This window comes from Halobacteriovorax sp. RT-2-3, assembly GCF_047085075.1.
Taxonomy (GTDB): Bacteria; Bdellovibrionota; Bacteriovoracia; order Bacteriovoracales; family Bacteriovoracaceae; genus Halobacteriovorax_A.
This window is the reverse complement of the sequence record NZ_JBKIYF010000001.1, coordinates 717,443-740,198: the sequence shown is the minus strand read 5'-3', so window position 1 is coordinate 740,198 and position 22,756 is coordinate 717,443. Positions and strand designations below refer to the sequence as shown.

At 37.8% G+C, this 22,756-nt stretch carries 19 protein-coding genes and 1 tRNA gene; 9 read left to right on the top strand and 11 right to left on the bottom strand.

Annotated elements, in window-relative coordinates; translation table 11 throughout:
• Nucleotides 1-58: 58 nt before the first annotated feature.
• From ACMAYX_RS03405 to ACMAYX_RS03395, 3 genes are all read right to left on the bottom strand, one after another.
• Entirely contained in the window at nucleotides 59-826 is a 768-nt protein-coding gene (locus ACMAYX_RS03405) for a Nif3-like dinuclear metal center hexameric protein (RefSeq protein WP_412470741.1), read from the bottom strand.
• A 24-nt stretch (nucleotides 827-850) separates the two neighbouring features.
• Nucleotides 851-2,050, bottom strand: coding sequence for a tetratricopeptide repeat protein (locus ACMAYX_RS03400; protein WP_158246787.1), 1,200 nt, complete (start codon nucleotides 2,048-2,050; stop codon nucleotides 851-853).
• 241 nt (nucleotides 2,051-2,291) lie between these two features.
• Entirely contained in the window at nucleotides 2,292-4,379 is a 2,088-nt protein-coding gene (locus ACMAYX_RS03395; protein ID WP_103216923.1) for a hypothetical protein, read from the bottom strand.
• A gap of 238 nt (nucleotides 4,380-4,617) precedes the next feature.
• On the opposite strand from ACMAYX_RS03395, the gene ACMAYX_RS03390 reads away from it, so the two are divergent.
• On the top strand, nucleotides 4,618-5,070 hold the full coding sequence (locus ACMAYX_RS03390) for an acyl-CoA thioesterase (RefSeq protein WP_103216924.1): 453 nt from the start codon (nucleotides 4,618-4,620) through the stop codon (nucleotides 5,068-5,070).
• On the opposite strand, the gene ACMAYX_RS03385 is transcribed toward ACMAYX_RS03390, so the two are convergent.
• Nucleotides 5,054-5,749 (bottom strand): M15 family metallopeptidase, encoded by a 696-nt coding sequence (locus tag ACMAYX_RS03385; protein WP_412471543.1) that lies wholly within the window; start codon nucleotides 5,747-5,749, stop codon nucleotides 5,054-5,056. The genes ACMAYX_RS03390 and ACMAYX_RS03385 overlap by 17 nt on opposite strands.
• 14 nt (nucleotides 5,750-5,763) lie before the next feature.
• A complete protein-coding gene (locus tag ACMAYX_RS03380) occupies nucleotides 5,764-7,707 on the bottom strand; it encodes a hypothetical protein (RefSeq protein WP_412469680.1) in 1,944 nt (647 codons plus the stop codon).
• Nucleotides 7,708-7,837: 130 nt separating this feature from the next.
• Between ACMAYX_RS03380 and ACMAYX_RS03375 the strand changes: the two genes are divergently transcribed.
• Complete coding sequence (locus ACMAYX_RS03375; RefSeq protein ID WP_158246788.1) at nucleotides 7,838-8,443, top strand: YiiX/YebB-like N1pC/P60 family cysteine hydrolase; 606 nt, start codon at nucleotides 7,838-7,840, stop codon at nucleotides 8,441-8,443.
• Between the two features lie 3 nt (nucleotides 8,444-8,446).
• The gene (locus ACMAYX_RS03370; protein ID WP_158246789.1) at nucleotides 8,447-9,070 is read left to right on the top strand and encodes a class I SAM-dependent methyltransferase; all 624 of its coding nucleotides are present in this window, start codon (nucleotides 8,447-8,449) and stop codon (nucleotides 9,068-9,070) included.
• Nucleotides 9,071-9,095: 25 nt separating this feature from the next.
• On the opposite strand, the gene ACMAYX_RS03365 is transcribed toward ACMAYX_RS03370, so the two are convergent.
• The 4 genes from ACMAYX_RS03365 to ACMAYX_RS03350 form a co-directional block, all read right to left on the bottom strand.
• Complete coding sequence (locus tag ACMAYX_RS03365) at nucleotides 9,096-9,455, bottom strand: hypothetical protein (protein ID WP_146037773.1); 360 nt, start codon at nucleotides 9,453-9,455, stop codon at nucleotides 9,096-9,098.
• 237 nt (nucleotides 9,456-9,692) lie between these two features.
• Entirely contained in the window at nucleotides 9,693-9,905 is a 213-nt protein-coding gene (nqrM, locus tag ACMAYX_RS03360) for a (Na+)-NQR maturation NqrM (protein WP_103216930.1), read from the bottom strand.
• Nucleotides 9,906-9,937: 32 nt separating this feature from the next.
• Nucleotides 9,938-10,957: an FAD:protein FMN transferase gene (locus ACMAYX_RS03355; RefSeq protein ID WP_103216931.1), complete on the bottom strand. Its 1,020-nt coding sequence runs from the start codon at nucleotides 10,955-10,957 to the stop codon at nucleotides 9,938-9,940.
• Nucleotides 10,957-11,349, bottom strand: coding sequence for a nucleoside triphosphate pyrophosphohydrolase family protein (locus ACMAYX_RS03350; protein ID WP_103216932.1), 393 nt, complete (start codon nucleotides 11,347-11,349; stop codon nucleotides 10,957-10,959). Before ACMAYX_RS03350 ends, ACMAYX_RS03355 begins: the two co-directional genes overlap by 1 nt.
• A 163-nt stretch (nucleotides 11,350-11,512) precedes the next feature.
• On the opposite strand from ACMAYX_RS03350, the gene ACMAYX_RS03345 reads away from it, so the two are divergent.
• Genes ACMAYX_RS03345 through lpdA form a run of 3 tightly spaced genes read left to right on the top strand, consistent with a single transcriptional unit; the run spans nucleotide 11,513 to nucleotide 16,939 of the window.
• Complete coding sequence (locus tag ACMAYX_RS03345; protein ID WP_233189685.1) at nucleotides 11,513-14,257, top strand: 2-oxoglutarate dehydrogenase E1 component; 2,745 nt, start codon at nucleotides 11,513-11,515, stop codon at nucleotides 14,255-14,257.
• A gap of 14 nt (nucleotides 14,258-14,271) precedes the next feature.
• Entirely contained in the window at nucleotides 14,272-15,504 is a 1,233-nt protein-coding gene (gene odhB, locus ACMAYX_RS03340; protein WP_412471542.1) for a 2-oxoglutarate dehydrogenase complex dihydrolipoyllysine-residue succinyltransferase, read from the top strand.
• A 31-nt stretch (nucleotides 15,505-15,535) separates the two neighbouring features.
• The gene (gene lpdA, locus ACMAYX_RS03335; protein ID WP_103216934.1) at nucleotides 15,536-16,939 is read left to right on the top strand and encodes a dihydrolipoyl dehydrogenase; all 1,404 of its coding nucleotides are present in this window, start codon (nucleotides 15,536-15,538) and stop codon (nucleotides 16,937-16,939) included.
• A 20-nt stretch (nucleotides 16,940-16,959) separates the two neighbouring features.
• Here lpdA and ACMAYX_RS03330 read toward each other — a convergent pair whose 3' ends face one another.
• Complete coding sequence (locus tag ACMAYX_RS03330; protein WP_412471541.1) at nucleotides 16,960-17,874, bottom strand: hypothetical protein; 915 nt, start codon at nucleotides 17,872-17,874, stop codon at nucleotides 16,960-16,962.
• A 166-nt stretch (nucleotides 17,875-18,040) separates the two neighbouring features.
• On the opposite strand from ACMAYX_RS03330, the gene ACMAYX_RS03325 reads away from it, so the two are divergent.
• Nucleotides 18,041-19,624: a PilZ domain-containing protein gene (locus ACMAYX_RS03325; RefSeq protein WP_392991562.1), complete on the top strand. Its 1,584-nt coding sequence runs from the start codon at nucleotides 18,041-18,043 to the stop codon at nucleotides 19,622-19,624.
• 94 nt (nucleotides 19,625-19,718) lie between these two features.
• Here ACMAYX_RS03325 and ACMAYX_RS03320 read toward each other — a convergent pair.
• Nucleotides 19,719-19,805, bottom strand: a tRNA-Leu gene (locus ACMAYX_RS03320).
• 32 nt (nucleotides 19,806-19,837) lie between these two features.
• On the opposite strand from ACMAYX_RS03320, the gene ACMAYX_RS03315 reads away from it, so the two are divergent.
• Entirely contained in the window at nucleotides 19,838-21,187 is a 1,350-nt protein-coding gene (locus tag ACMAYX_RS03315; RefSeq protein ID WP_103217555.1) for a hypothetical protein, read from the top strand.
• Between the two features lie 16 nt (nucleotides 21,188-21,203).
• Nucleotides 21,204-22,736 carry a hypothetical protein gene (locus ACMAYX_RS03310; protein ID WP_412471540.1) on the top strand — a complete coding sequence of 511 codons (1,533 nt, stop codon included), beginning with the start codon at nucleotides 21,204-21,206 and terminating at the stop codon, nucleotides 22,734-22,736.
• Nucleotides 22,737-22,756: the final 20 nt, after the last annotated feature.

Here is a 22,756-nt window from a genome sequence, read left to right as displayed (position 1 = left end):
GTGGGGAGCTAGCACCGCGAACTATAGTTTGCCTTTGGGCAAACAATTTCGCGGATGCTTAAGCAGGGTTAGGGGAGTCAATAAAGATACACTCTAGCCCATATGTTTCTTCAATTAATTTCTTAAGAGCAATTACACCAAATCTTTCTGTCGCATTATGGCCTCCAGCGAAGAAGTGAATTCCTTCTTCACGTGATTCGTGCCAGTCGTGCTCGCTCATCTCACCTGTAAGATAAGCATCAAGCCCTTCGCGCACGCAGTAGCGCCAGTCAGAGTTTGCTCCACCTGTAATTATTCCCATTGATGAAATCTCATCATCATTAGGCTCACTGTGAATGATATCGTGATTAAGAACTTTCTTTAATAGTTCTTTTAGTTCGTTTGGTTTTAATGGTTTTTCGAATTTACCTTGAACACCTGTAGGCATGCCTTTGTAGTCACCGTATGGACCTAAGTCTTTAAGTCCGATTGCTTTGGCGATACCTGCTGCATTTCCATCTTCGAGATGAGCATCAAGAGGTAAGTGGTAGCCAAATAGATTGATATCGTTTTGAATAAGAGGCTTTACTCTTTTTGCGAAACTTCCTGTAATAGTTCTGACGCCATGAAATTTCCAAAATAATCCATGGTGAACAATCATTGCATCTGCACCAAATTCACAGGCCTTTGCAATTGAATCTCTTTGGGCCGAAACAGCAAATGCTATTTTGGAAATCTCTGAGCGACCTTCGATTTGTAGGCCATTTGGGCCATAGTCGTTATACTCATAAGTATTAAGGTGTTTTGCTAAGAATTTTCCAAGCTCTTTTGCTGAAACTGTTGCCATAAGTGATATCCATACCGTTAAAAATTATTGTGTTGGTTGGTTATCATTATCCCCTTGGCGGCCAGAGAAATCAACTTTGAACTTTTCAAAACCGTGACTCTTTTCGACATTTTCTTGTTTCGTTACACTAGAGCGAATTTTGCTTACTGTATGACGCAGTTCCTGATTTTCTGGAACTAGCTTTAGAGCAACCTCGAATTCTTCCATTGCCTTATCAAAGTTATTTAGCTGCATGTAAGCGCGCCCTGCATTGATATATGGATATTCGCGATTAGTGTACTTTGGTGCTTTTTTTGCAAGTTCATACCATTTGATTGATTCATTGATATGACCTTCATTTAATAGAAGTGTTCCTAGATCGTTATAAGGAGCACCATATTCTGGATCGATTTCAATTGCTTTTAGACAAAGTGATTTCGCATCTTCAATATTTCCCATTTGAGATGTTACCCAACCCATAAGAGTCAGTACTTCCGCTGTTTCTTTGTGACCACGGGCCTTATCGAATAACTCAAGAGCACCAGCGAGATCTTTTTTAGAAACTAAGACATGTGCTTCAGTAATATACTGTTCGTATTTCTCTTCTCTTTTAGCATTCATTCCAAGAATTGGTGCAGTTTTAGAGTGGGCAAGATTTAGAATCTCAAGTGATTCTAGAAAGTATAGTGGTGGAGTGAAGTCTTCTTCAAGCTCCATTTCATCATCATCTTCATCGATTCTTCCACCTTCAATAAGTGTGAAAGGACCTTTTTTAATAATCTCTTTTGCAACAATGATTTCTTTCTTCTCTTTTATATCAATTGCTTTTAAAAGCCCCATACGAGGTGTGGCGACATCAAGTGACGAGCGCTCAATTAAGATAAGGTGTAGTTCTCTAGTGTATTTATATGAAAGATTGATTAGGCGAGTGATCACACCAACAACTTCATCGTCATTTTTTGGAGCGAGAGCAATGAAGCTTTCGATCAAATTATTCATAAGCCTTAGGTTTTCTCGACCTTGGCGAAAATTATTCTGGTGGAGAAGACTAAGGTCTCCAAAGTGAGATGGAATCAGTAATTCGCTTACTAATTTATCGTATTCAGTACTAAACTCTTCAATAATAAGGCGTGCCTTAGCATCGAGGTGTGTTTCACTCAATTCACATACAGCATGTAGAATCCTTTCTAAGTAGCTTCTTGATTGAGTAAGTTCGCTTAATAGAATTTCTTGAATTGTATTCATTTTAGTGGTTTCTTCCCTTGAATAATCATATCTCGTCCCTGAAATATGCACTCTATAATTCATCTTGTCTACGTTGTGACGCATCAACATCTCGTCGACCGGTTACTTTATACATATACACATTTCGTGCCAAATTTATTGTTTCTAAATGACTGAAATCTAATAGAGGAAAATAAGATGGGGCCAAAAAATTGGCCCCAGTGTCTAGAATATGTAACTTTATGAGTTTTCTAAGTGTTCTTTATTCAAGAGTTTTTGTTTCATACTTCAGAAGATTTCCAGCATCGTTGGCCTTGTCGTATGCCGTCGAAATTCTCTGGAAGATATCATCTGTCTTTGCACCAATTGCCGACTTACCTTTAAAGTTTAGTGAACTTAGATTACGGTCTTGGTTCTTCTTAAACATATTACTAAATGGATTACCATTATTCTTTTTCTTAACTGAAGCCGTTCCTCTTCCACCAACAAAGCTTGGTCCACGACCTCCAACATAGCTGATACCTTTAAGCCCGCTTCCGCCAGCTCCAGATAGAGCTTCTGGTTGCGCAGCACCTCCAGCAGATGAACCTCCGCCACCGCCTCCACCGCCTGGTGAACTACCTCCACCACCGGCACCTTGAGCGATTTGACCACCTTCTGATACGGTTGCAACAGGCCCAAAATTACCTTTTAGTCCTCCGCCTGTTTTCGCTTTATTCACAACAGTTGATGTATCCACACCTGCTGATGTTGGGTCATCTGTACTTGCGGCAGTTGCAGCTACCGCTTGATCTTGTTCTGTGTGTTGGTATGCCTGATTTGTACCAAATCCACCTACCGAGTAGTCACCAAATGATGGGACATTAACTGTATTTGCCCAACCTGACTGACATTGTGCATGTGCAGGGTTGGCCTGACAAAACTCCATATAGACATCTTGGTTTTCAAAGAAGTCCTCTGGAAGCTCCATTGTCTCCATTCCTTCAATTTTACCAATAGCACTTGAAATCATTTTTTGTTGTTTACCAAGCTGACTTACGGCCATTTGTTCTTTCGCCACATCAACCCCAGCTTCAGCTGCGATTTGGTTACCAGCTCTTTTCGCTTCACCGTTTCTTAGAATTGAAAACTTCTTACTACCAAAGTTTAGCTTACAAATCTGTTCTGGTGAGCCCATTGATCCTGCACCACCGTCATTAATTATATATTCTGCAATTCCTGAAAGTGCCTGTTCAACTGGTCTCTTACAAAGTTCATTTGTTTCAAAATATGTTTCACTAGTCGGAATACTAGAAGTCATCGTTAAGATCGTTCCTAGTCTTGCAACTTCAATTGTACGACGTGTTTCGGCCATCGTTTGTTGCTTGGCCAGACCATCTTTTTGTGACTTAAGGGCAGTTGTTGTCACGTTTTCCGACGCATCCATATTCATTAGTTTATTTTGCTGTTTTGTACTAAAGTCTTGCGCTTGAAATTGTTGGAAAGTTGCATTTGCAGTCTTTCCAAGTTGTGCAGCATTATGAGCAAGAACTAAGTTAGAACACTCGTCATAGTCAATGGTTTCAAGTCCTGATAGGCGACAAGTGATACGTCCATCAATTGAAGTAAGTTTCTCCGGATTTGAGTATTGATCTTCTGATTGACGATCCTCTTCAAGGTTCTCTCCAAATGCAGCGGCAATTTGGTTACATGCTGTAACATTTTTAACTGCGGCAGAAATAACATTGCCATCAACCTCAGATGAATTATTAGCATAGATGAAAACAGCTACGGCCTTTGTATAGTCAATTGAATTTGCTTTACCACTTCGGTAAACCTCTTGAGCAACATCTTGCCAATTCGCATTTCCATTTGTTCCTGAAACCTTAAAGGCCCTTTGACACTTAATTGCACCACTACTACCAATAAAGTCAGGTTCAACATTTTTAAAATCAAGAGTTGTTACAGATTTAGAACAAGCTTTGAAAGCCTCGATCTTAGATTTATTTTCTTTGGCCATCATTTCTTGTAAACAGCCATTCCAGTCTTTATGTTTTGCGCTATCACTTGCTACGTCACCTTCATCTTGTGGAGGAGAAGTTGGCTGATTTGGTTCAGAACCGTCATTGGCCAAACCATTTGCAAGTTCTTTATCTTTTTGAAACTCTGCTAGCTTTTGGCCACAAAAGTTATCAATCTCTTCCTGTGGTATCTCTTGTCGCCCATCCGATGGCATATCAAATGGCACCATTTGACCAGTGCTTGGATCAGGACAATCAACATTCACAGTGCCTGCGTAGCTCATATTAAGTGGCGCAGCCGCTAGAAGAGTTAAGGTAAAAGTATTTAAAATAGTTGTTTTCTTGCTCATAAGTGACTCGAAAGTTAGGTTTGCCTTACTTAAATTATAAGTTCTAATCGGTTAAATTCTTCGAAAAGTTGAGTATTTAAGCATGATTTAGGGATTTGAGGGGTGTTGCACAAGATAAGTGCTTAAAAATATGTTCATTTTTAGGGGCGGGCCATGTAAAATCATATTTTACGATCGCCCATGATTGTGGCCATTGAAAAGAAATTAACAACTTAGCAGTATATAAGGGGTGTAATAAATGACTTCACAACGAGCACATACAATCGAAGACTTTAATATCGAAGAGGGAATTTACGAATTTCAAGTACAAGAGACGCATCTCGATACTTTTGGTCATATGAATAATGCAACCTATTTGACTATCTTTGAGCAGGCCCGTTGGGACATGATTACAAAGAATGGATGGGGTATGGATCGCATTATGCGTGAAAAAAGAGGTCCTGTCGTTTTAGATATCAACATCACTTTTAAGTCTGAACTTCGTCTAAGACAAAATGTAAAGATTCGCTCAAAGGCCACAAGCTTTGTTAATAGTAAGGTTCTAACTTTCGAGCAAGAGATGTTTGATGATACAGGTAAGGTGTATACAAAATTTAAAATGACCGCAGGACTGTTTGATCTAAAAGAAAGAAAACTTATGGGCCATGATCCTGATTGGTTAAAAGCGGTAGGGCTTAGTTTAAAAGCTTAAAGAAATGATGAAAAATTTTTTCAGAGCTTGCTTTTACTTCATCTAAGAAAGTAAGCTCTTTCATTTTTTCATGCTCTAATAATTCGCAAAATAGCTCGTAAGTGTAAACTTGATGATACTCGGATGAAACCTTACTGTAGCTTATATGCCATGCCTCTGGAGCAACTCCACCAAGATCTTCTACATATGGCCTATAATAAGAATAACTCTCGTTATTTTCAATTTTTGTATTTAGCCACTTACTAAAATCAGCAAATGGTCCACCCTGTGTAAACTCTTCTGGAATTAATTGAATGTGATAACCTTCTGGCCAGCTATTGCCATCCACAACATCAAGCTCTGTTCCCCAGTGATGACGAGAAGTTCCTGGAAGTGCCGACCAGTTGATAATAGCGTTTACAATTTCTGAAGGGGAGAGTTTTGTGTGATCTAGTTCATTTCCCGTGCGATCATAGATTGGGCGTTTGCCGGCGCACTTTTCATTCCAGATTCTGAGTTGGTCATCGAAAGATCGAAAAGAGCTTGTGACATAGAAATCGACACCATCTTTTAGCGCATCTTCTTTGAAACGTTTAAAGTCTTCAAATGAATCTTTGTGGAAGTAGCGATTGATGCTCTCATCATAAATGAGATGATCTTTTGTCATTCCGAATAAGACTTCCTTGTCTACCTTGTTCATATATTTTCCAATTATTATTCAGAGAATAATTTCTTTAGTCCTGACTGAACATAGCGATGTGAGATAACTTTAAAGATTGAAACAGACTTATCTTTGATAATATCGTTATCACCATAGTCATATTTTTTGTTCGATTCTCCATTACCAGCTCCCGCTCCAAAACTTAAAACTTGTGAGCTAGAGTTGTCATCGAACTTCCATCGATTAGTATTATTATTTGTTGTTTTTCTAACAGTTTTCTTTGCTGGTGCTGCAAGTCCCTTGGCTGGAAGCTTGGCCGAGACATTTTCAACTGCGTCTTGAAATGAAGGCTCTGTTGGTCTTAAGCGAGCGAATGCTTCACTTGCACCGTTACCATTAAAGATTGATACATTGTTGTTATCACCATAGCGGCCCGCTTGTTTTGCAAGCTCATCACTAATCTTACTAAGTCCAAGTCCTGTACTTTTCTTAAATGGATTTTCTAGCTTCTTTTTGATTGCATCCATCGCCTTGGCCGCCATGGCAGCTTGTGCATCAGTCGTTGAAGCATTGTAAGTTCCACCATTACCCTGAGTTGTTGCATTGGCCGCTTTGATTGCTTCCGTAACATCAAGTCCACCAAGTGAACTTAAAGCAGTAGGGGATACCGTAATCTTCTTACAAGCATTTTCTCCCTTATTATTTTTTAGCTTACGACAATTACACTCGCGATCAAACTTTCCATCAACATAGAAACAGCCTTGTGGATTCGTACTTTGAGCTGCTCGTGATGAGTCAGCTGATGCTACATATGATCCAGAATACTTATTCCAGTAGTCCTGACATGTCTTAGATTTCTCGCGGTTAGGATTCTTATTTCCTTGTGCTGTATAACAGTAACAAGCAGGGTTGCTTAAGCTATCTCTTCCATCTGGACAAAATGAAGCAACACTCTTTACATACTTCTCTTTTAAAATCTTAATCTGCTCAACATTCGATTTGGCATCTTTATTATTCTTCTTTGCTTGATTTGAAACAGTAAGTGCCGCAGGGACTGTTACTGCTGAGGCCACAATAACTGTACATGGATTATTAGTGATCGAGCGAAAGCCATTTGCCATATCGCTGAAATTCCACTTCGAAGCGCCACCAGCTTCACCTGGGGATTGGTTCATACAGCTTGTCCCAAATGATGAAAATGTCTCATAAACTGCAACAGCTGCTGCCGCTGTATATCCTAGGGCCAGTGTTTTATATTGTTTTGCCTGTTTTGAAGAAACATCTGCTAAATATTCTTGTTCTTTTTCTAGCATATCAAATGCCGCAATTTGAGCATTCTTCATTGTTTCAGGGTCTTTTGAGATTTCTTCGTATTCTTCTTTAAACTCTTTTGTTTTCTTCTTTACGTCTTCTTTGTTGATTTTTGTTTGATAGAAGCTATAGGCCGAGATCGCACCAACCAGCATACAAGACTTACAGCTTGAACGGTTTTCATCTTTTGATACTTCTGATGAATTTGTATCAGCGCCACTTGATTGTTCTACCTTTGCATCTACTTTCGGCTCTACCTTTGGGTCTACTGGAGCCGACTCATTTGTTGTTGATTTGGCAGCATCTTCTCCGTTAAAGAACTTAGGAACTACTAGGGCCGTAACTCCTGTAACGATCCCCCAAGCTTCTGCAAAGCCAGTTATTAAATTACCCTTACCTTTACTTTCAACATCACTATCGGAAACTCGTCCAGCATTTAGCTCATTAATTGTTTTTTGTTGTCTGGCATCGGCCGCTGCTTTCATACAAGCATTGCGTTCACTCTCACTCGATTTAGAGTCACAATCCTGATACTCATCTCGATTCTTTATTGAACCCTCTGTATACATACAACGATTCAAACTAGCGTTGAAAACCTGTCCTGTCGGGCAGTTTGTCGTCGCAAAGACTTCGAAGTGTCCAAGTGCAAAACTTAAAAATATGAGTGTTAAAATAATGCCTTTCATTTTTACTTTTCCTGCTTTTTTAGGCTATCAATCTAGTTACTTACTTAGTATAACAGCAAAGCCTAAGTTTTTAATAGTAGGGCAATTGCTGTTTTATCGTTTAAGTTTCTGTTATTACAGGGGTTTGGTTGTGAATTTTAGACGTTTGTTGGTGTTAATTTCTATTTTTGTAAGCCTTAAAACTGTGGCACTGCCATTAAGTGATCTGCAAACAGGTGATGTGATCTTGTTAGATATGGACTGTTTCAGTTGTGAGCTGATCGAAAATGAAACTGGTGGCCCATTTTCTCACTCTGGAATTGTTCTAAAACTAGGTTCTCAAGTTTATGTTGCTCAATCTCTTGGAAGCGTTCACCACCTGCCACTAAAATCATTTCTAGCATACTCGAATAAGGTCCCACACGTTATTCGTCCAAAGCATATTAATTTCTCAAAGAAAAGAAAATTAATTGAAAATTACAAGTCAATCTTTCTTGGAATGGACTTTGATCACGATTATCTTTGGGATGATGATAAGCTTTATTGTTCGGAGTTCATCTACAAGCTTCTTAAAAGCGTTTATGCTATTGAGAAGTTTAAACCAGCTCCAATGACCTATGATAAAAATCCTAAGGGATGGCAAATCTATTTCGGTGGAAAACTTCCTCCTAGTGGAAAGTTAGGGCTTTCTCCTAATGATTTCTTTTTCTCAACTGGTTTTGATGGTGACTTTAAAGATATGGGGCCGCTATATTAAATTGTGAATCAATTTAATCAGGCCCATAAAGAAAGCGATCACTTTCTCAAATCTCAGACTCTTATTGACTTAGTTCAAAAGGCCCTCACTCTTGTAAAGTTTGAGAGCGATAAAATTGAAGTCCTTGAGGTTGGATGTGGGCAAGGTCTAAATTTGGCCAATTTCAATTTCTCTCAATTATTAGGCATCGATATTTCTGAAGAGGCCATTTATAAGGCCCGCCAAAATTTTAACAATTTCGAATTTCAGTGTTTATCTAGTCTCAAGTTAGATCAGATCGAGCGCTCATTTGATCTTATTTTAGATGCTCACCAAATTCATTACTTACAATCTAAAGATGAAATTTCTCAGTATATAAGAAATGTCTTTAAGCGTTTGAATAGTGGGGGAGTTTTTTGTTTTGAAGCGATGGTTAAGAGCAAAGAGATGCTTCTTACTGACCTATCAGTTACAGTTCTCGACTACCTTGAATATGAGAAGATCGTGACTGAAGCAGGGTTTCGCATTATCTATTTGATGCTGCCAAATGGGCGTAAAATTATTGCAGATAAAAAAAGAAGGGCCGCTCTTTCGAGCGACCCGGATGTCTTACTGGTCATTGCTACTAAGGAAGACGTAGCAAATTAGTTACAGATTCCCAAAATATTTCCGACTATTCTTCGTCGTGTGGAGTACGCCCCACTTCTAATCTTTTCTCCTTTTGTTGCTTGAGTCTTTCTACATATAGAAAACGAATATCTCTTGCAGTTAGTACATCTCCATTTGCTAATTGGATTTGTGCACCATCTTTAAATCCTTCTAGATTCCCAAAAGTCTTTTTAATTTTTGCAACACTTGTGATGTCGAGGAATTCACCATTGAAGGTCTCAATTGCCATAGCGCGATCTAGTTTTTGGATCTGCTCTGGCGTGATTCTCTTCATAGTTCTTGCGTGAACTTTCTCTTGGATTGTTATCGATAACATAACTAATCCTAAAGTGATGTAAAGTGCTCTCCTTAATGTACTTTTCATAATGGCCTCTTTTCCGCTAAGTTCGTTCTTCCTGAAGCCTTCAGCTTTAAACATCCTGTTTAAGAGCTTTGTTGCTATAGTAAAAGCATGAACTGTGCCAAAAATTGAACACGTACAATCAGCTACTTAGAGATTTGTGGGTGGTGTCGTATGGGAAAGGGGCGCTTTTTGGCCCTATCTATGAACAACAAAGGCCCCAAAATGGGGCCTTTATGCATATTTGATTTGTATTTTAGATTAAGCTTTTAGACAGTCTTCGGCCTGCTCTGGATTTTCTGTACACTCATCCTTCTTGTCGCAGAATTGGCAATCTTCACCAATCAGCTTTCCAAGTCCACCACATGAGCCTTGTAGCTTACGGTTAGAAATAATTACACCAACGGCCATTCCTGTAATTGATAGAGCAAGAACAGCGAAAGTAATTAGGAATAGTTTAATGTTAGCATCCATAAAATTCTCCAATAGAAAAATATCCGATTAGATTACTCTGTCACCTTATCAAATCCTGGCGTTGATGTCTCTAAATACTTTGCTGAACCATCGTCAGAACGATAGATGAAGAACGCCTTCAAGTTATTTTCTTTAGCGTAAGCAATTGCTTTCTTTGCACCCATGGCCATAAGGGCCGTTGCCCAAGCATCCGCATCCATACAAGTCTCAGAGATAACACTAACCGAAGCAAGTTGAGATTCAACAGGTGAACCTGATTTGAAATTTATTGTATGCTGGTAGCGCTTGCCACCTTCTTTGAAAAAATTTCGATAGTCGCCAGATGTTGCTAAGGCAACATTCTTGATTTTCACAACCTTCACAACTGGATTACCATCTTTATTACTAGGGGACTCAACACCAATACGCCACGGGCGTGTTAGAGATTCGCCCATTGTTCTAACTTCACCGCCAACTTCGACAAGAGCGTTCTTAATTCCTTTGGCCTGTAGAAGTTCAACTAGTGCATCAACACCGTAACCCTTGGCCGAAGCAGATAAATCAAGATACACACCATCAATACTTTTTGTTAAGACGCCATCTTTAAAGATTATCTTTTCGTAACCAACTTTCTTCTTGGCCTCTTCAATATCTTCTTTTGAAGGAATCTTGCGTTTTCCAGTTGGACCAAATCCCCAAAGGTTTACAAGCGTTCCGATTGTTGGATCAAATGTACCATCAGTCTTCTTTGCAACGTCTAGGGCGTGCTTTAGAGTTCTGCTAAAGTCTGGGCCTGGATAGAATTTTTCACTCTTGGCCATTTTATTAAAGAGTGAAATTTCTGAGTCATTGATGTAAGTACTCATGGCCTTGTTGACTTCATCTAATCTTATCTCAATATCTTTTTTTACCGAATCCTCGTCGAATCCATTAGGTGCAAGATACTTGATATGGTATGTCGTACCCATGGTCGGGCCAGTGGCACTATAAATTTGCAGTTTTTCACTTTGACATGAAGTTAACAGGCCTAATAAAAGGCCCATTCCAAATATAAAGATTTTGTTAATTCTCATTAATTAAACGCCTGTTCCTCAAGAATTTTTCTTTCGCTATCTAGGTCTCTATTGTCGGCCTTTTCTTCACTAAATTTTTCGCCGTAGCGCGCCTTAAGCTTTGTGATATTGCGCTCCATTACATCTTCAAATTTAATCCCAAGTTCATCACCAACGATGGCCATGTACCAGAAAAGATCACCAAGCTCTTCTGCTAGATTTACTCGGTCAAGCTCCTTACCATAGAATATATGCTTCTTTAGAGCATCGAGGAATTCTCCAGCTTCCGTCGAAAGACCAATTCCAGCGTGAAGAAGTCTCTTAATTCCATCGTCATTTAGACGTGTGTTCATCGCATCAAAATCTCTTGATTCTGTTCTAATTGCATCACTCATATATTTTTGTGAGTCCATAATTTCTCCTGTGAAAAGTTGGGTAGTTGATCGAACTTTATCACTTTGATTTTTATCTAGTCAAAGCTTGCCTGTGCAAAAAGAAAACTTCACGAACTGTTAAGATATAAGGTATATTAACGTGCCTAAATTATTAATTTTGTAATAGCCGCAAAGCGGTAAAATGGATTTAAATCAAATGGATAAATTCGACTTTTCAACACTATCAAGTTCAGACATTTCTTACATTGACTCTCTCTACGAACAATACGAATCAAACCCGATGGAAGTAGAAGAAAGTTGGCGCAACTTTTTTCTAGGTTTTGAATTCGGTGCCGGTAAAGGTAGCACAAGTGCCGGTGGTGAAGTAAGTGATGAGAAGTTACGTAAAGAATTCAACGTATTCAGGCTAATTCAATCTTTTAGATCAAGAGGACATCTTCTTTCGGATACAAATCCAATTCGTCCAAGACTAGATCGTCATGCACGTATCTCTCTTCAAGACTATGATCTAACAGATGCTGATTTAAACGAAGTATTCACTTGTGGTGAGTTTGTTGGCCTTGGTGCTACGACTCTAAAAAATATCATGGACCACATGATGAAGCTTTACTGTGGAAAGATCGGTGTTGAGTATATGCACTCAACTGATACTGAGATGAGACGTTGGTTTAGAGAAGAGTTTGAAACAACTTACCTGAACAAAAATTTCGATGTTGATAAGAAAAAAAGAATCCTACACAAATTGAATGAAGCAAATGTTTTTGAAAACTTTCTTCAAACAAAATATACGGGACAAAAAAGATTTTCACTTGAAGGTGGAGAGTCGACAATCCCAGGGCTTGATGCATTTATTAACGAAGGTGCAAGACTAGGTGCTAAAGAATTTATTATTGGTATGGCACACCGTGGACGTCTAAACGTTCTAGCTAATACTCTAGGGAAAACTTATGAGTATATCTTTTCTGAATTTGAAGGAAACTCTCTTGAGCAACTTGCTGGTCAAGGTGATGGTGATGTTAAGTATCACATGGGCTTCACTTCAGTAACTAAGACTGAAGATAATAACGAAGTTTACTTAAAGCTTCTTCCAAACCCATCACACTTAGAAACAGTTTCACCAGTAGCAACTGGTTATGCTCGTGCTCAGATTGATATTGCTTACGATGGAGATGAGAGCAAGATTATCCCAATTGTTATTCACGGTGATGCGGCCGTTGCGGGACAAGGGATTGTTTACGAAACACTTCAAATGTCTGAGCTTCCAGGTTACCGCACTGGTGGATCTCTTCACTTTGTTATTAATAACCAAATTGGTTTTACTACTGACTTTACAGATGCCCGTTCATCACACTACTCAACATCTGTTGCTAAGATGCTAAATATTCCAGTTATTCACGTAAATGGTGATTGTCCAGAAGACGTTGTTTACGCATGTGAGCTTGCAGTTAAGTTCAGACAAAAATTTAAGCGCGATGTTTTCGTTGATATGGTTTGTTACCGTAAGCACGGACACAACGAAGGTGATGAGCCGAAGTATACTCAACCAGAATTATACGGGATGATTTCAAAGCATAAGAATCCTCGTGAAATGTATATTGAAGAGCTTGCTAGTCACGGTGCAGTTGATAAGGCCGTGGCAAAAGAAATGCAAGAAGAATACAAAAACCTTCTTTCGGATCGTTTTAACAATGTTAAGCAAAATGTAATTCCTAAGAAAGTTCCAGGGCCTCACCAGCAGTGGAAGAACGTTCGTTTTTCAACTCTAGAGGATTTTACTAATTCACCTGATACAAGTGTTGATAAGAAGACACTTGAGAATATTATTTCATCAATCACGCAGACTCCTGAAGGATTTAAAACTCTAAGAAAAGCACAAAAGCTTCTTGATCAAAGAAAGGCTTCTTTTGAAAATGGTCAAATTGATTGGGCACTTGCTGAGTTATTTGCGTACGGCTCAATCCTAACTGAAGGTAACGATGTACGCTTCTCTGGTGAAGACGTTATTCGTGGGACATTCTCACACCGTCACGCAAAAGTTTTTGATGAGAAAACAAATAAAGCATACTGTGGCCTTGAGCACCTTACGACAGGTCAAGGAAACTTCTATATCTATAACTCACTTCTTTCTGAGTATGCGGTACTTGCATTTGAATATGGTTACTCGCAAGCAACACCTCACGCTCTTAATATCTGGGAAGCACAATTTGGTGACTTCACTAACGGTGCTCAAATCGTAATTGATCAGTTCATTTCAGCAGCAGAAAGTAAGTGGAGAAGAATGTGTAACTTAGTAATGCTTCTGCCTCACGGTTATGAAGGAGCAGGACCTGAACACTCTTCTTGTCGTCCAGAAAGGTTCTTACAGCAATGTGCTGAAGAGAATATGGTTGTTTGTAATATTACAACTCCAGCAAATATGTTCCATGCTCTTAGACGTCAGCTTAAGTGGGAGTTTAGAAAGCCTCTTGTTGTTTTCACTCCGAAGTCACTTTTAAGACATCCTCTATGTCAGTCAAAAGTTGAAGACTTCACAACTGGTAAGTTTGAAGAAGTATTTGATGATACTTGGGTGAACCCAAAAGACGTTAAGAAGGTCGTTCTTTGTACAGGTAAGATTTACTACGATCTACTTAAGTACCAACAAGAAAATGATCGTAAAGATGTTGCAGTTGTTCGTCTTGAACAATTATATCCTCTTCCAACTGAAAAAATTAAGGCGATCCTTGATAAGTATCCAAACGCAACACATCGTTGGGTACAAGAAGAGCCTTCAAATATGGGAGCATGGATGCACTTAAATCGCTGGCGCGATACTTTTAGAGATATTGATTGTATCTCAAGAAAAGCTTCGGCATCTCCTGCGACAGGATACGCTTCAGTACACATGAAAGAACAAGAAACAATTGTAGAGAATGCATTTAAATAAATAAGGAAAAGAAAATGGCAATCGTAAAAATTACTATTCCACCAATTGGTGAATCAATTACAGAAGTTGCTCTAGGTGAGTGGCTAGTAGCTGACGGTGACTATGTTAGTGAAGGTGATGAACTAGTTGAAGTTGAATCAGATAAAGCAACACTTCCTCTTCCTGCGGAAGAAAGTGGTATCATTAGAATTATCGCAGAAGAAGGTGCTGAACTTGAAATTGGTGCTGTTGTAGCTGAGTTAGATACATCTGCAGCTCCGACACAAGCTTCAAGTGATGATGCTCCTACAACAGTTGAAACTCCAAATACACCGGCAAGTGCTCCTGTTTCGGGTGGGGATAAGAATTATCCATCTCCAGCAGCTGCTAAAATTCTTGCAGAAAAAGGTGTTGATGCTGGTTCAGTTGCTGGTTCAGGTAAAGATGGCCGTATCACTAAGGCTGATGCAATGAACGCAAGTGCTGCTCCAAAAGCTGCTCCAGTTGCCGCTGCAAAGCCTGCTCCTGCACAGGAAATTGCTGTTCAAGCTCCAATGGGTGGTGCAAGTAGAGCAAAAGAAGAAGTAAAAATGAAGCGTATTCGTAAGACAATTGCTAAGCGTCTTGTGGAAGCAAAGAATACGACTGCAATGCTTACGACTTTCAACGAAGTTGATATGTTCAATGTAATGGAGCTTCGTAAGAAATATAAAGATGCTTTCAAAGACAAGCACGACATCGGACTAGGTTTCATGTCTTTCTTCACAAAAGCATGTACAAAAGCACTTATGGAAATCAAAGGTGTTAATGCACAAATTGATGGTGAAAATATCATCTATCACGACTATGCAGATGTTGGTATCGCGGTATCTACTCCAAAAGGTCTTGTTGTTCCAGTAATTAGAAACGCAGAAAGCTTAAGCCTTGCTCAAATTGAAAAAGAAGTAAGAAGACTTGCTCTTAAAGGGCGTGATGGAAAGCTTACAGTAGATGAAATGACTGGTGGTACATTCACTATCACAAATGGTGGTGTTTTCGGTTCAATGCTTTCAACTCCAATTATTAACGTTCCACAATCAGCGATTCTAGGAATGCACAATATTGTTGAAAGACCAGTAGCTGTAAACGGTCAGGTTGTTATTCACCCTGTAATGTACTTAGCACTTTCTTATGACCACAGAATCATCGATGGTAAGGAATCAGTAACATTCCTTAAGATGGTTAAAGAGATGATTGAGGATCCGGCCAGAATGCTACTGGACATCTAATAAGTATATTAAAGAAGATTAAGGATTATATATGAGTAAAGAATTTGATGTTGTTGTTATTGGTTCAGGCCCTGGTGGATATATCAGTGCCGTACGTTGCGCGCAACTTGGTATGAAGACAGCAATTGTAGAAAAATATAATACACTTGGTGGAACATGCTTAAACGTTGGATGTATTCCATCGAAAGCATGGCTTGATTCAAGTGAGAAATTTCATGAAGCAACTCATGAATTTGAAGCACACGGAATCACAACAGGTAAAGTAAAGGCCGATATTAAGAAGATGGCAGAGCGTGTAGCTGGTGTTGTTGCAGATACTTCTGGTGGTATTACTTACTTAATGGGTAAGAATAAAGTTGAGACTTTCCATGGGTTTGGATCTTTCGTTGATGCTCACACTCTTAAAGTTTCAGGTGAGAAAGAGGAAACTCTTAAGGCCAAACACTTCATTATTGCAACTGGTTCAAAGCCAGCGACAATTCCTGGGATTGAAATTGATAAAGAAAGAATTATCACTTCAACTGAGGCCCTAAAGCTTGAAACACTTCCAAAGCACTTCATCGTAATTGGTGGTGGTGTTATTGGTCTAGAGCTTGGTTCAGTATTTTTAAGACTTGGTTCTAAAGTTTCTGTTGTCGAGTATGCAGATTCAATTCTTGCGACAATGGATAAAGACTGTGCAAAAGAGATGACTAAAGTTCTTAAGAAACAAGGTATGGAATTCTATACTGGTCACGGTGTAACTGAAGTTGTTAGAAAGGGCGAAAAAGTAATCGTAAAAGCTAAGAATAAGAAGAACGATGAAGAAATCAAATTAGACGGTGACTACTGTCTAATGGCAGTTGGGCGTCGTCCATATACTGACAATCTTGGTCTTGAAAATGCTGGTGTAAATCTTGATGAGCGTGGGCGTGTTATCACTGACGATCATTTAAGAACTAACGTTTCTCATATCTATGCAATTGGTGATGTTACAACAGGTGCTATGCTTGCTCACAAAGCTGAGGAAGAAGGTGTTGTTTGTGCTGAAATCATTGCTGGTCAAAAACCACATATTAACTACAATCTAATTCCAGGTGTTGTTTATACTTGGCCAGAGGTTGCTTCAGTTGGTGTAACAGAACAAGAGCTAAAAGCTAATAAGACTCCATATAAAGCAGGGAAGTTTCCATTTAAAGCAAGTGGACGTGCTCGTGCTTCAAACGAATCAGCTGGTTTTGTAAAAGTACTTGCTTGTAAAGAAACAGATGAGATTTTAGGAGTACACATTGTCGGTCCTCGTGCTGCTGACTTAATTGCAGAAGCAGTTGTGGCAATGGAATTTAGAGCTGCTGCTGAGGATATTGGACGTATTTGTCATGCGCACCCAACTTACTCTGAAGCATTCAAAGAAGCTGCTCTTGATGCTTTTGATAAAAAACCACTTAACATCTAAGCAAATATTTAAAAGGCACCTTAGGGTGCCTTTTTTATTTCACCTGAAGACAGCTCAAAACTCCCATCCAAAAATATTTTTCGAATTAAATAACCATCAACTTTTTCATTTGCTCGACGCTTTTGAATGAGAAGTTGTATCGGTTTTGAGAAGTTACAAGAGTTGGCCGTCTCTAAATCTTCATTAAAGAAAATTGTTCGAAGTGGACACTTAAGCTCAAGGGTAATTTTATCTTTCTCATCAAAGTAGTGGGCTAGGCCTTCTGAGTCTGCTAACCATGGCCTTTGATCGTTGATGATGATAACTTCATCTTCTTTTTTTTGAAACGCTTTAAATGCCTTATATAAGCTTGATTCTGATGGCCTTGTAAAAAGATAGCTATGAGGATTGTGACGGGCAAAGTTTAGTTTTGTTAGGACTTCTTTTTGAGAAAAGCTATGTCCTAAACGGTTTAGAAGTTCGCCATGCGACTCAATAGCAACGACAGGAGCATTAAGTTGGGTGATAATATCATCAAGAATTTTACCAACTGGAAAATAGAGAAAGAAGTAATCAATTTTATGGTTTTTAATTAATTCCTCTTTAAAGACATCGTTGATAAAAATATGTTTTGTGTCTTTGAGTTTGTCGAGGCCATATTCGATGCGCTCTTTGACTGGTTCAATACTAATGACTTTAATATTTGGAAAGAAGTGATTGGCCACGAATGCCATCTTTGCATAGGATGCGCCAATATCACATACTGTGAATTCTTTATAATTCTCTAATTCATTTAGCTTTTGTAGAATTTCATAAAAGTCTAAGAGTGAGGTATTAATGGCCTCTTCTTTTAGGCCACATAGGTAGAGTTCTTCGGAAGATTTTAAATTATTCTTATTTAAAAGTTCTTCGATGATTTCAATAACTTCTGTTTGAAAGCCTATTAAATCGGCCAATTTTTCTTCTTTTTTTTGTAAGTGGTTTTTATTGTAATTATCCAAAAATCAATACCTTATTTGGTTTCAAATAGAAGTTTGTAAACAAAAACAGAGTAAATAGCTAATATTATTAAATTTTAGTTTAAATCTTACCGATATACTAGAAAGAATAGTAGAGGAAGTATTGAAGAAACTTTTCATTGCAGACACATTCACAACTTTTAGAGAGATCGATCTTAATGATCTCTATATTGAAGCGCTTTCTGGAATCGTTTTTTCAAACCAATTTGGTTTTGACGTTAAAAAGTCTCAATGGGTTGAGTTGTCTAAGATGAGTTTACCTCGTGTAATTACAGATGCTCTTAAGCAAGCTCCTGAGACATTTGAAAAACCAGCTTCGGCACCAAATGGATACAGTATTAAATTGGAAGAATTAGAAATTAAGAATAATCATAATAATGATCTATTAGATGCAATTTCAAAAATTGTAAAAGAAGAAGTTTCTGCAATTGGTGTACAACTTCGAGAAGAGTTTAGTGAGAAAATTTCCTCTGTAGAAGAGAGAATCGGTGATATCACGCAACTTGTTGGCTCTTCGAGTGGTGATCGTAGTGAGGCCATTCTTACAAAATTAGAGTCTGTGTTAGATGAAACAAGTTTAATTAGCGATGTAAATCGTAAGATTACAAAAGTTCTATCAACAACGCGTGAACTTGAGGATGGAAATACTAATACTCAAGAATATCAATCAAAGTTTAATGCTCTTAAAATAAAATATAAAAATCTTGCAGTTGAAAATAAATTAGCAAGAAAGAATCTTTCAAAGGTTATTGCTAAGGCCAAGGCCTTAAATGCTAAGTTAGAAGTCGCTGAACAAGAGTTAGCAAATTTTAAATCATACACAGATAGCAAGATTGGAATTTCGGCCGTAAATGATTCAGTTGAAATTGAAGAAGTTGTTAGCGAAGATAACACTCCAAGTACTCCAAGGATTAACCTCATTCCTCGTGACTCTCTTGTACTAGAAGACGAAGATCGTACGGTTGAAATTGATCTTAGTGAAGAGGCCACTGGTGAGTTTGATATCTCTAGTGGAGGGCTTGAAATTGCAACACGTGCACAAGCTGATGATGAAGAACTTGATCGCTTGAATATAGAAGGCCTTAAGAACGGTAAGTCGTTTGAAATTTCAAATAAGAAAACATGGCAATACGATACAGGAGCTGGCGTTGTCGGTCCTTTACGTTTTGATGAAATGCTTGTTGATTTTGAAAAGAAGATTGTTACGTCTTCCACTCTTGTTAAAAAGAAGGCAGGTGCACCTTGGGTTGCAGCAAAAGACTGTCTTGAGCTTAATACACAAGCACAACTAATATTTGAAGATAAAGAAAATCCTGAAAATAATAAGTATCAAATCGAAAGAACTGAGTATCGTGTCGAATTACAAGAACTAGTTTCATTCTCGCTTGTTGGTGTTCAAAAAGAGTATAAGGGATACCTTACTAACTTATCACTAAGTGGTGGCTTTGTTGAAGTGACTAAGTTTGAGAAAGAATTTGACAAAAATACTCGTGGAACGATTTATATCTCAGAGGGGATTTTTGGCCGCGCTGTCGCTATTGACTTCACAATCATGAGGGCATCTAAGAATCGTCCAAGAGGCTTTGGTCTTCGTTTTGAGTCTGTTTCAGACGCAATTATGGAAGTTATCGGAGAGTGTATGATTGATATTCTCAACGATAATGAAGAAGCAAAAAAAGCAGCTTAATCAACTATTTCGCAATGCACATTAAAAAAACAGACTAGATCAGTCTAAGTTCTTGAAAAAATAAATGTATCCGTTGATAATTAAGAAAAGGAAATGGTGGTTCGGGCGGGACTTGAACCCGCACGGGGTTGCCCCCACTGGATTTTAAATCCAGATTGTCTACCAATTCCAACACCGAACCGCTATTTGTGTTTAACGATTTTGGACTATAACGTGTATATTTGTCAATTCAAAAAAACTACTAAATTCATTTTTCTTTTACTTGCAATTTTTATTGTAGGTTGTGCAACAAAAAAAATTGTCCTTCCCACATCGCAAGTTAAGCCTACTTGGTTTGCAGGAGAGGGGAATTTTAATTATCTAACTTATGAAGGTAGAGTTGTTCCTCACTTATTCTTCGACTTTGCACCTCGTATGGATATGCGTACTAAACTTGTAGACGTTTTTATTACGACGCCCCGTGATAGTGAAGTTAACTTTGAGCTCGATTTAGTTAGTGGACGAATTTTTAAAGAAAGAAAATTATGTAAAGAAAAAGACATCTGGAATGATTATACTTCTAAAGTTCATACTCCAAATTTTTCTTGGGCCGTGATTCCAAGACTTCTTGGGCGTAATGGAAAACCTCAACGTGTAGCTGTTTTTGGTGATCTAAAATACCTTGTTGATGGAAGTTTTCCACGAGAAGAAACTGTTCAGGTACAAATAATCGGAGGGTATATCTTGAAGTCTTGTTTAACAGGACTATGCGACCTAAATGATGACTGGGAGTCTGAAGTTATTCTTGTTGCAAAAAGTATGCTTGATGAGTCTCTTCAAGAAGTACAGGGCCTAAATACTCTAAAAAAATATGTGGATTGGGGATATGCCAAAGCATTTATTGAAAACTCAATGGGAAGAAATGATGTCGGCCGAAAATTAAAGGGTGCTTATCGTCTTGAGTCTCCAATTCTTCCAAATCGCGCGCTGAAGTATGTTATAAACTCTGGTCATCTATTTTCTAATGATGAACTTCAAACACTAAAAACATCTTGCCGAAAAGTTTATGATGATGCTCTTGATATTTTTCAAAAAGAAGAAGGGCTTTCGAAACGCTTTATCGACTTTTATCGTAATCACCTTGATCGATTCAGTCTATGTCGTAAATATGTTCGACCTTTCAATATACAAAAAGAGAAAGATAAACATTGGAAACTTGAGTTCTTAACTGCTTTTGAAAATGCTGTTCATACAGGTTACTATTTTGATTGTCGCTTAAAGACATGGGTTCGCAACGTGAGAAATAGTAAAGGTAAATTCGTTGTGGATCAAAGAAAATTAATTGGAGGTTGTCGAGATAATGAAATTGCTGCTTCATTTCCTGCAGCGATAACATTATTATCTAGTGCATCCAATTCGGGAGCACCATATTATCGTTATATTGAATATGATAGTGGGGCAGACACATTCAATCAAAAGATATATAATTGGGTGTGGTCAAATGGAAAGAAACAAAGCTGTGCTCCTAAAGAAGAGAATTCAGCGCCGATTTTTCCTTATGATGTAAGATTCACTTTAGAGTAATTGGAAAACTAAATAGATGAATATTTTTGAAGTAACAGATATAGTTCAAGTTAAGTCAAAGGCCGAGCTTTCAATGTTAATGCTGGCACACTTTGATGATCAGCATATTGTCTTTACTGGCCTATCTTGTATTGATCTTCTAAATGCTAACGACTTAAAGGATAAATATAATCTTTTAAATTCTCGTTTCTTATTAATTTATCAATTTCAAAATCTAAATGATCATAAACGAATTTTTTATGCACTAGCTTTAAGTTATGGGCAAACGGCACAATCTTTTGGACACTTATTTGAGTCAATGACTTGGTTTGAAGCAGAAGTTAGTCGTAACTATGGTGTACATTTTTATCGCAAAACAGATCGCATACAATATGAGATTGTCTCTCCTAAAGCAAAGTACTATTTAGAGAAGGATAATCATCTTCTAGATGAATCTCAGGTCGAACTTTGCTCTGATTACTTTGCGCCTTTAAGTGTTACAGGGGAAGAAATTGAAGTTCCTATTCGAAAATTTGACTCGTCAATTTCAGATTCTAAAATTCGTTTTAATATAGATGAAGATCATATCGATGATGTTGCGTTTGACTTTGATTTTAATAAATCAAAATCAATAGAAAAGAATATCGAAGGTAAGGGAGTTGATGAGGCTATTTCGCTTTTATTAGAGTCTGATCTTCCTCTAAAGAATATTACATCTCTTCTTGCTCTCGAACTCTGCGAGTACATTACAAGCAAAGTTAATAGTAGTGCTGTGAAAATTCATCGCATGTTTATTTATGAAATTTTTTGTGCACTTGAAAATTTAAAATGTTTAGAAAGAGTATTTAATCGCTCTTCTTTCAATGAAGTTTATCAGATCCTAAATCATCAAGTTGAAACTCTTTCAGGCTTAATTAATATAACTGATATTAAAACGAAAGAAGATCTTGTAAAACTTATTAATACTGAAGATCGCAAATGGGTTTATGATGTTAGAGATCGTATTCATGACTATCAAGATGTCGTTACTGATATTTTAGCGACAGTTGAGGGGAATAAATTCTTTCTCAATTTAGATAATTATTTTAATTCTAATCTTGCTGCTTTAGGCTTCTCTCTTAAGTCTATGCCACTACAAAGTTATGGTTATCAATACAATATCAAAAAGTATGAGCCTTTCTATGAGTACAATGATCTGGCAAAAGCGGAATTCTTGGCCCTAAAGGGAACAACTTACGAATTACTTTTAATTCGATTAAAAGAACTAAAAAATACATATTCAAATATTATAAAAATTTGTGAAGAGTATCCTATTATTAGAAATGAAAGTGATACTGATACAAATATAACTAAATCTGGAATTTTTCTTGCTACAACTCAGGTTTCATCTGGTGAAGTTTCAATCCTATCGTATATTAAAGAAGATGGTATGTTAGATCGATTTCACTTAATGTCACCAACAATGGCAAACTTAAAATACTTCTCTAAAAGATTGAAGAAATTTGCACTTTCACAAATTGCTTGTGAGTGGAATGCTTTAGGAATTAGTGAAGAGGAAATTATAAAATGATTCTTTCAAAAAATATTTAT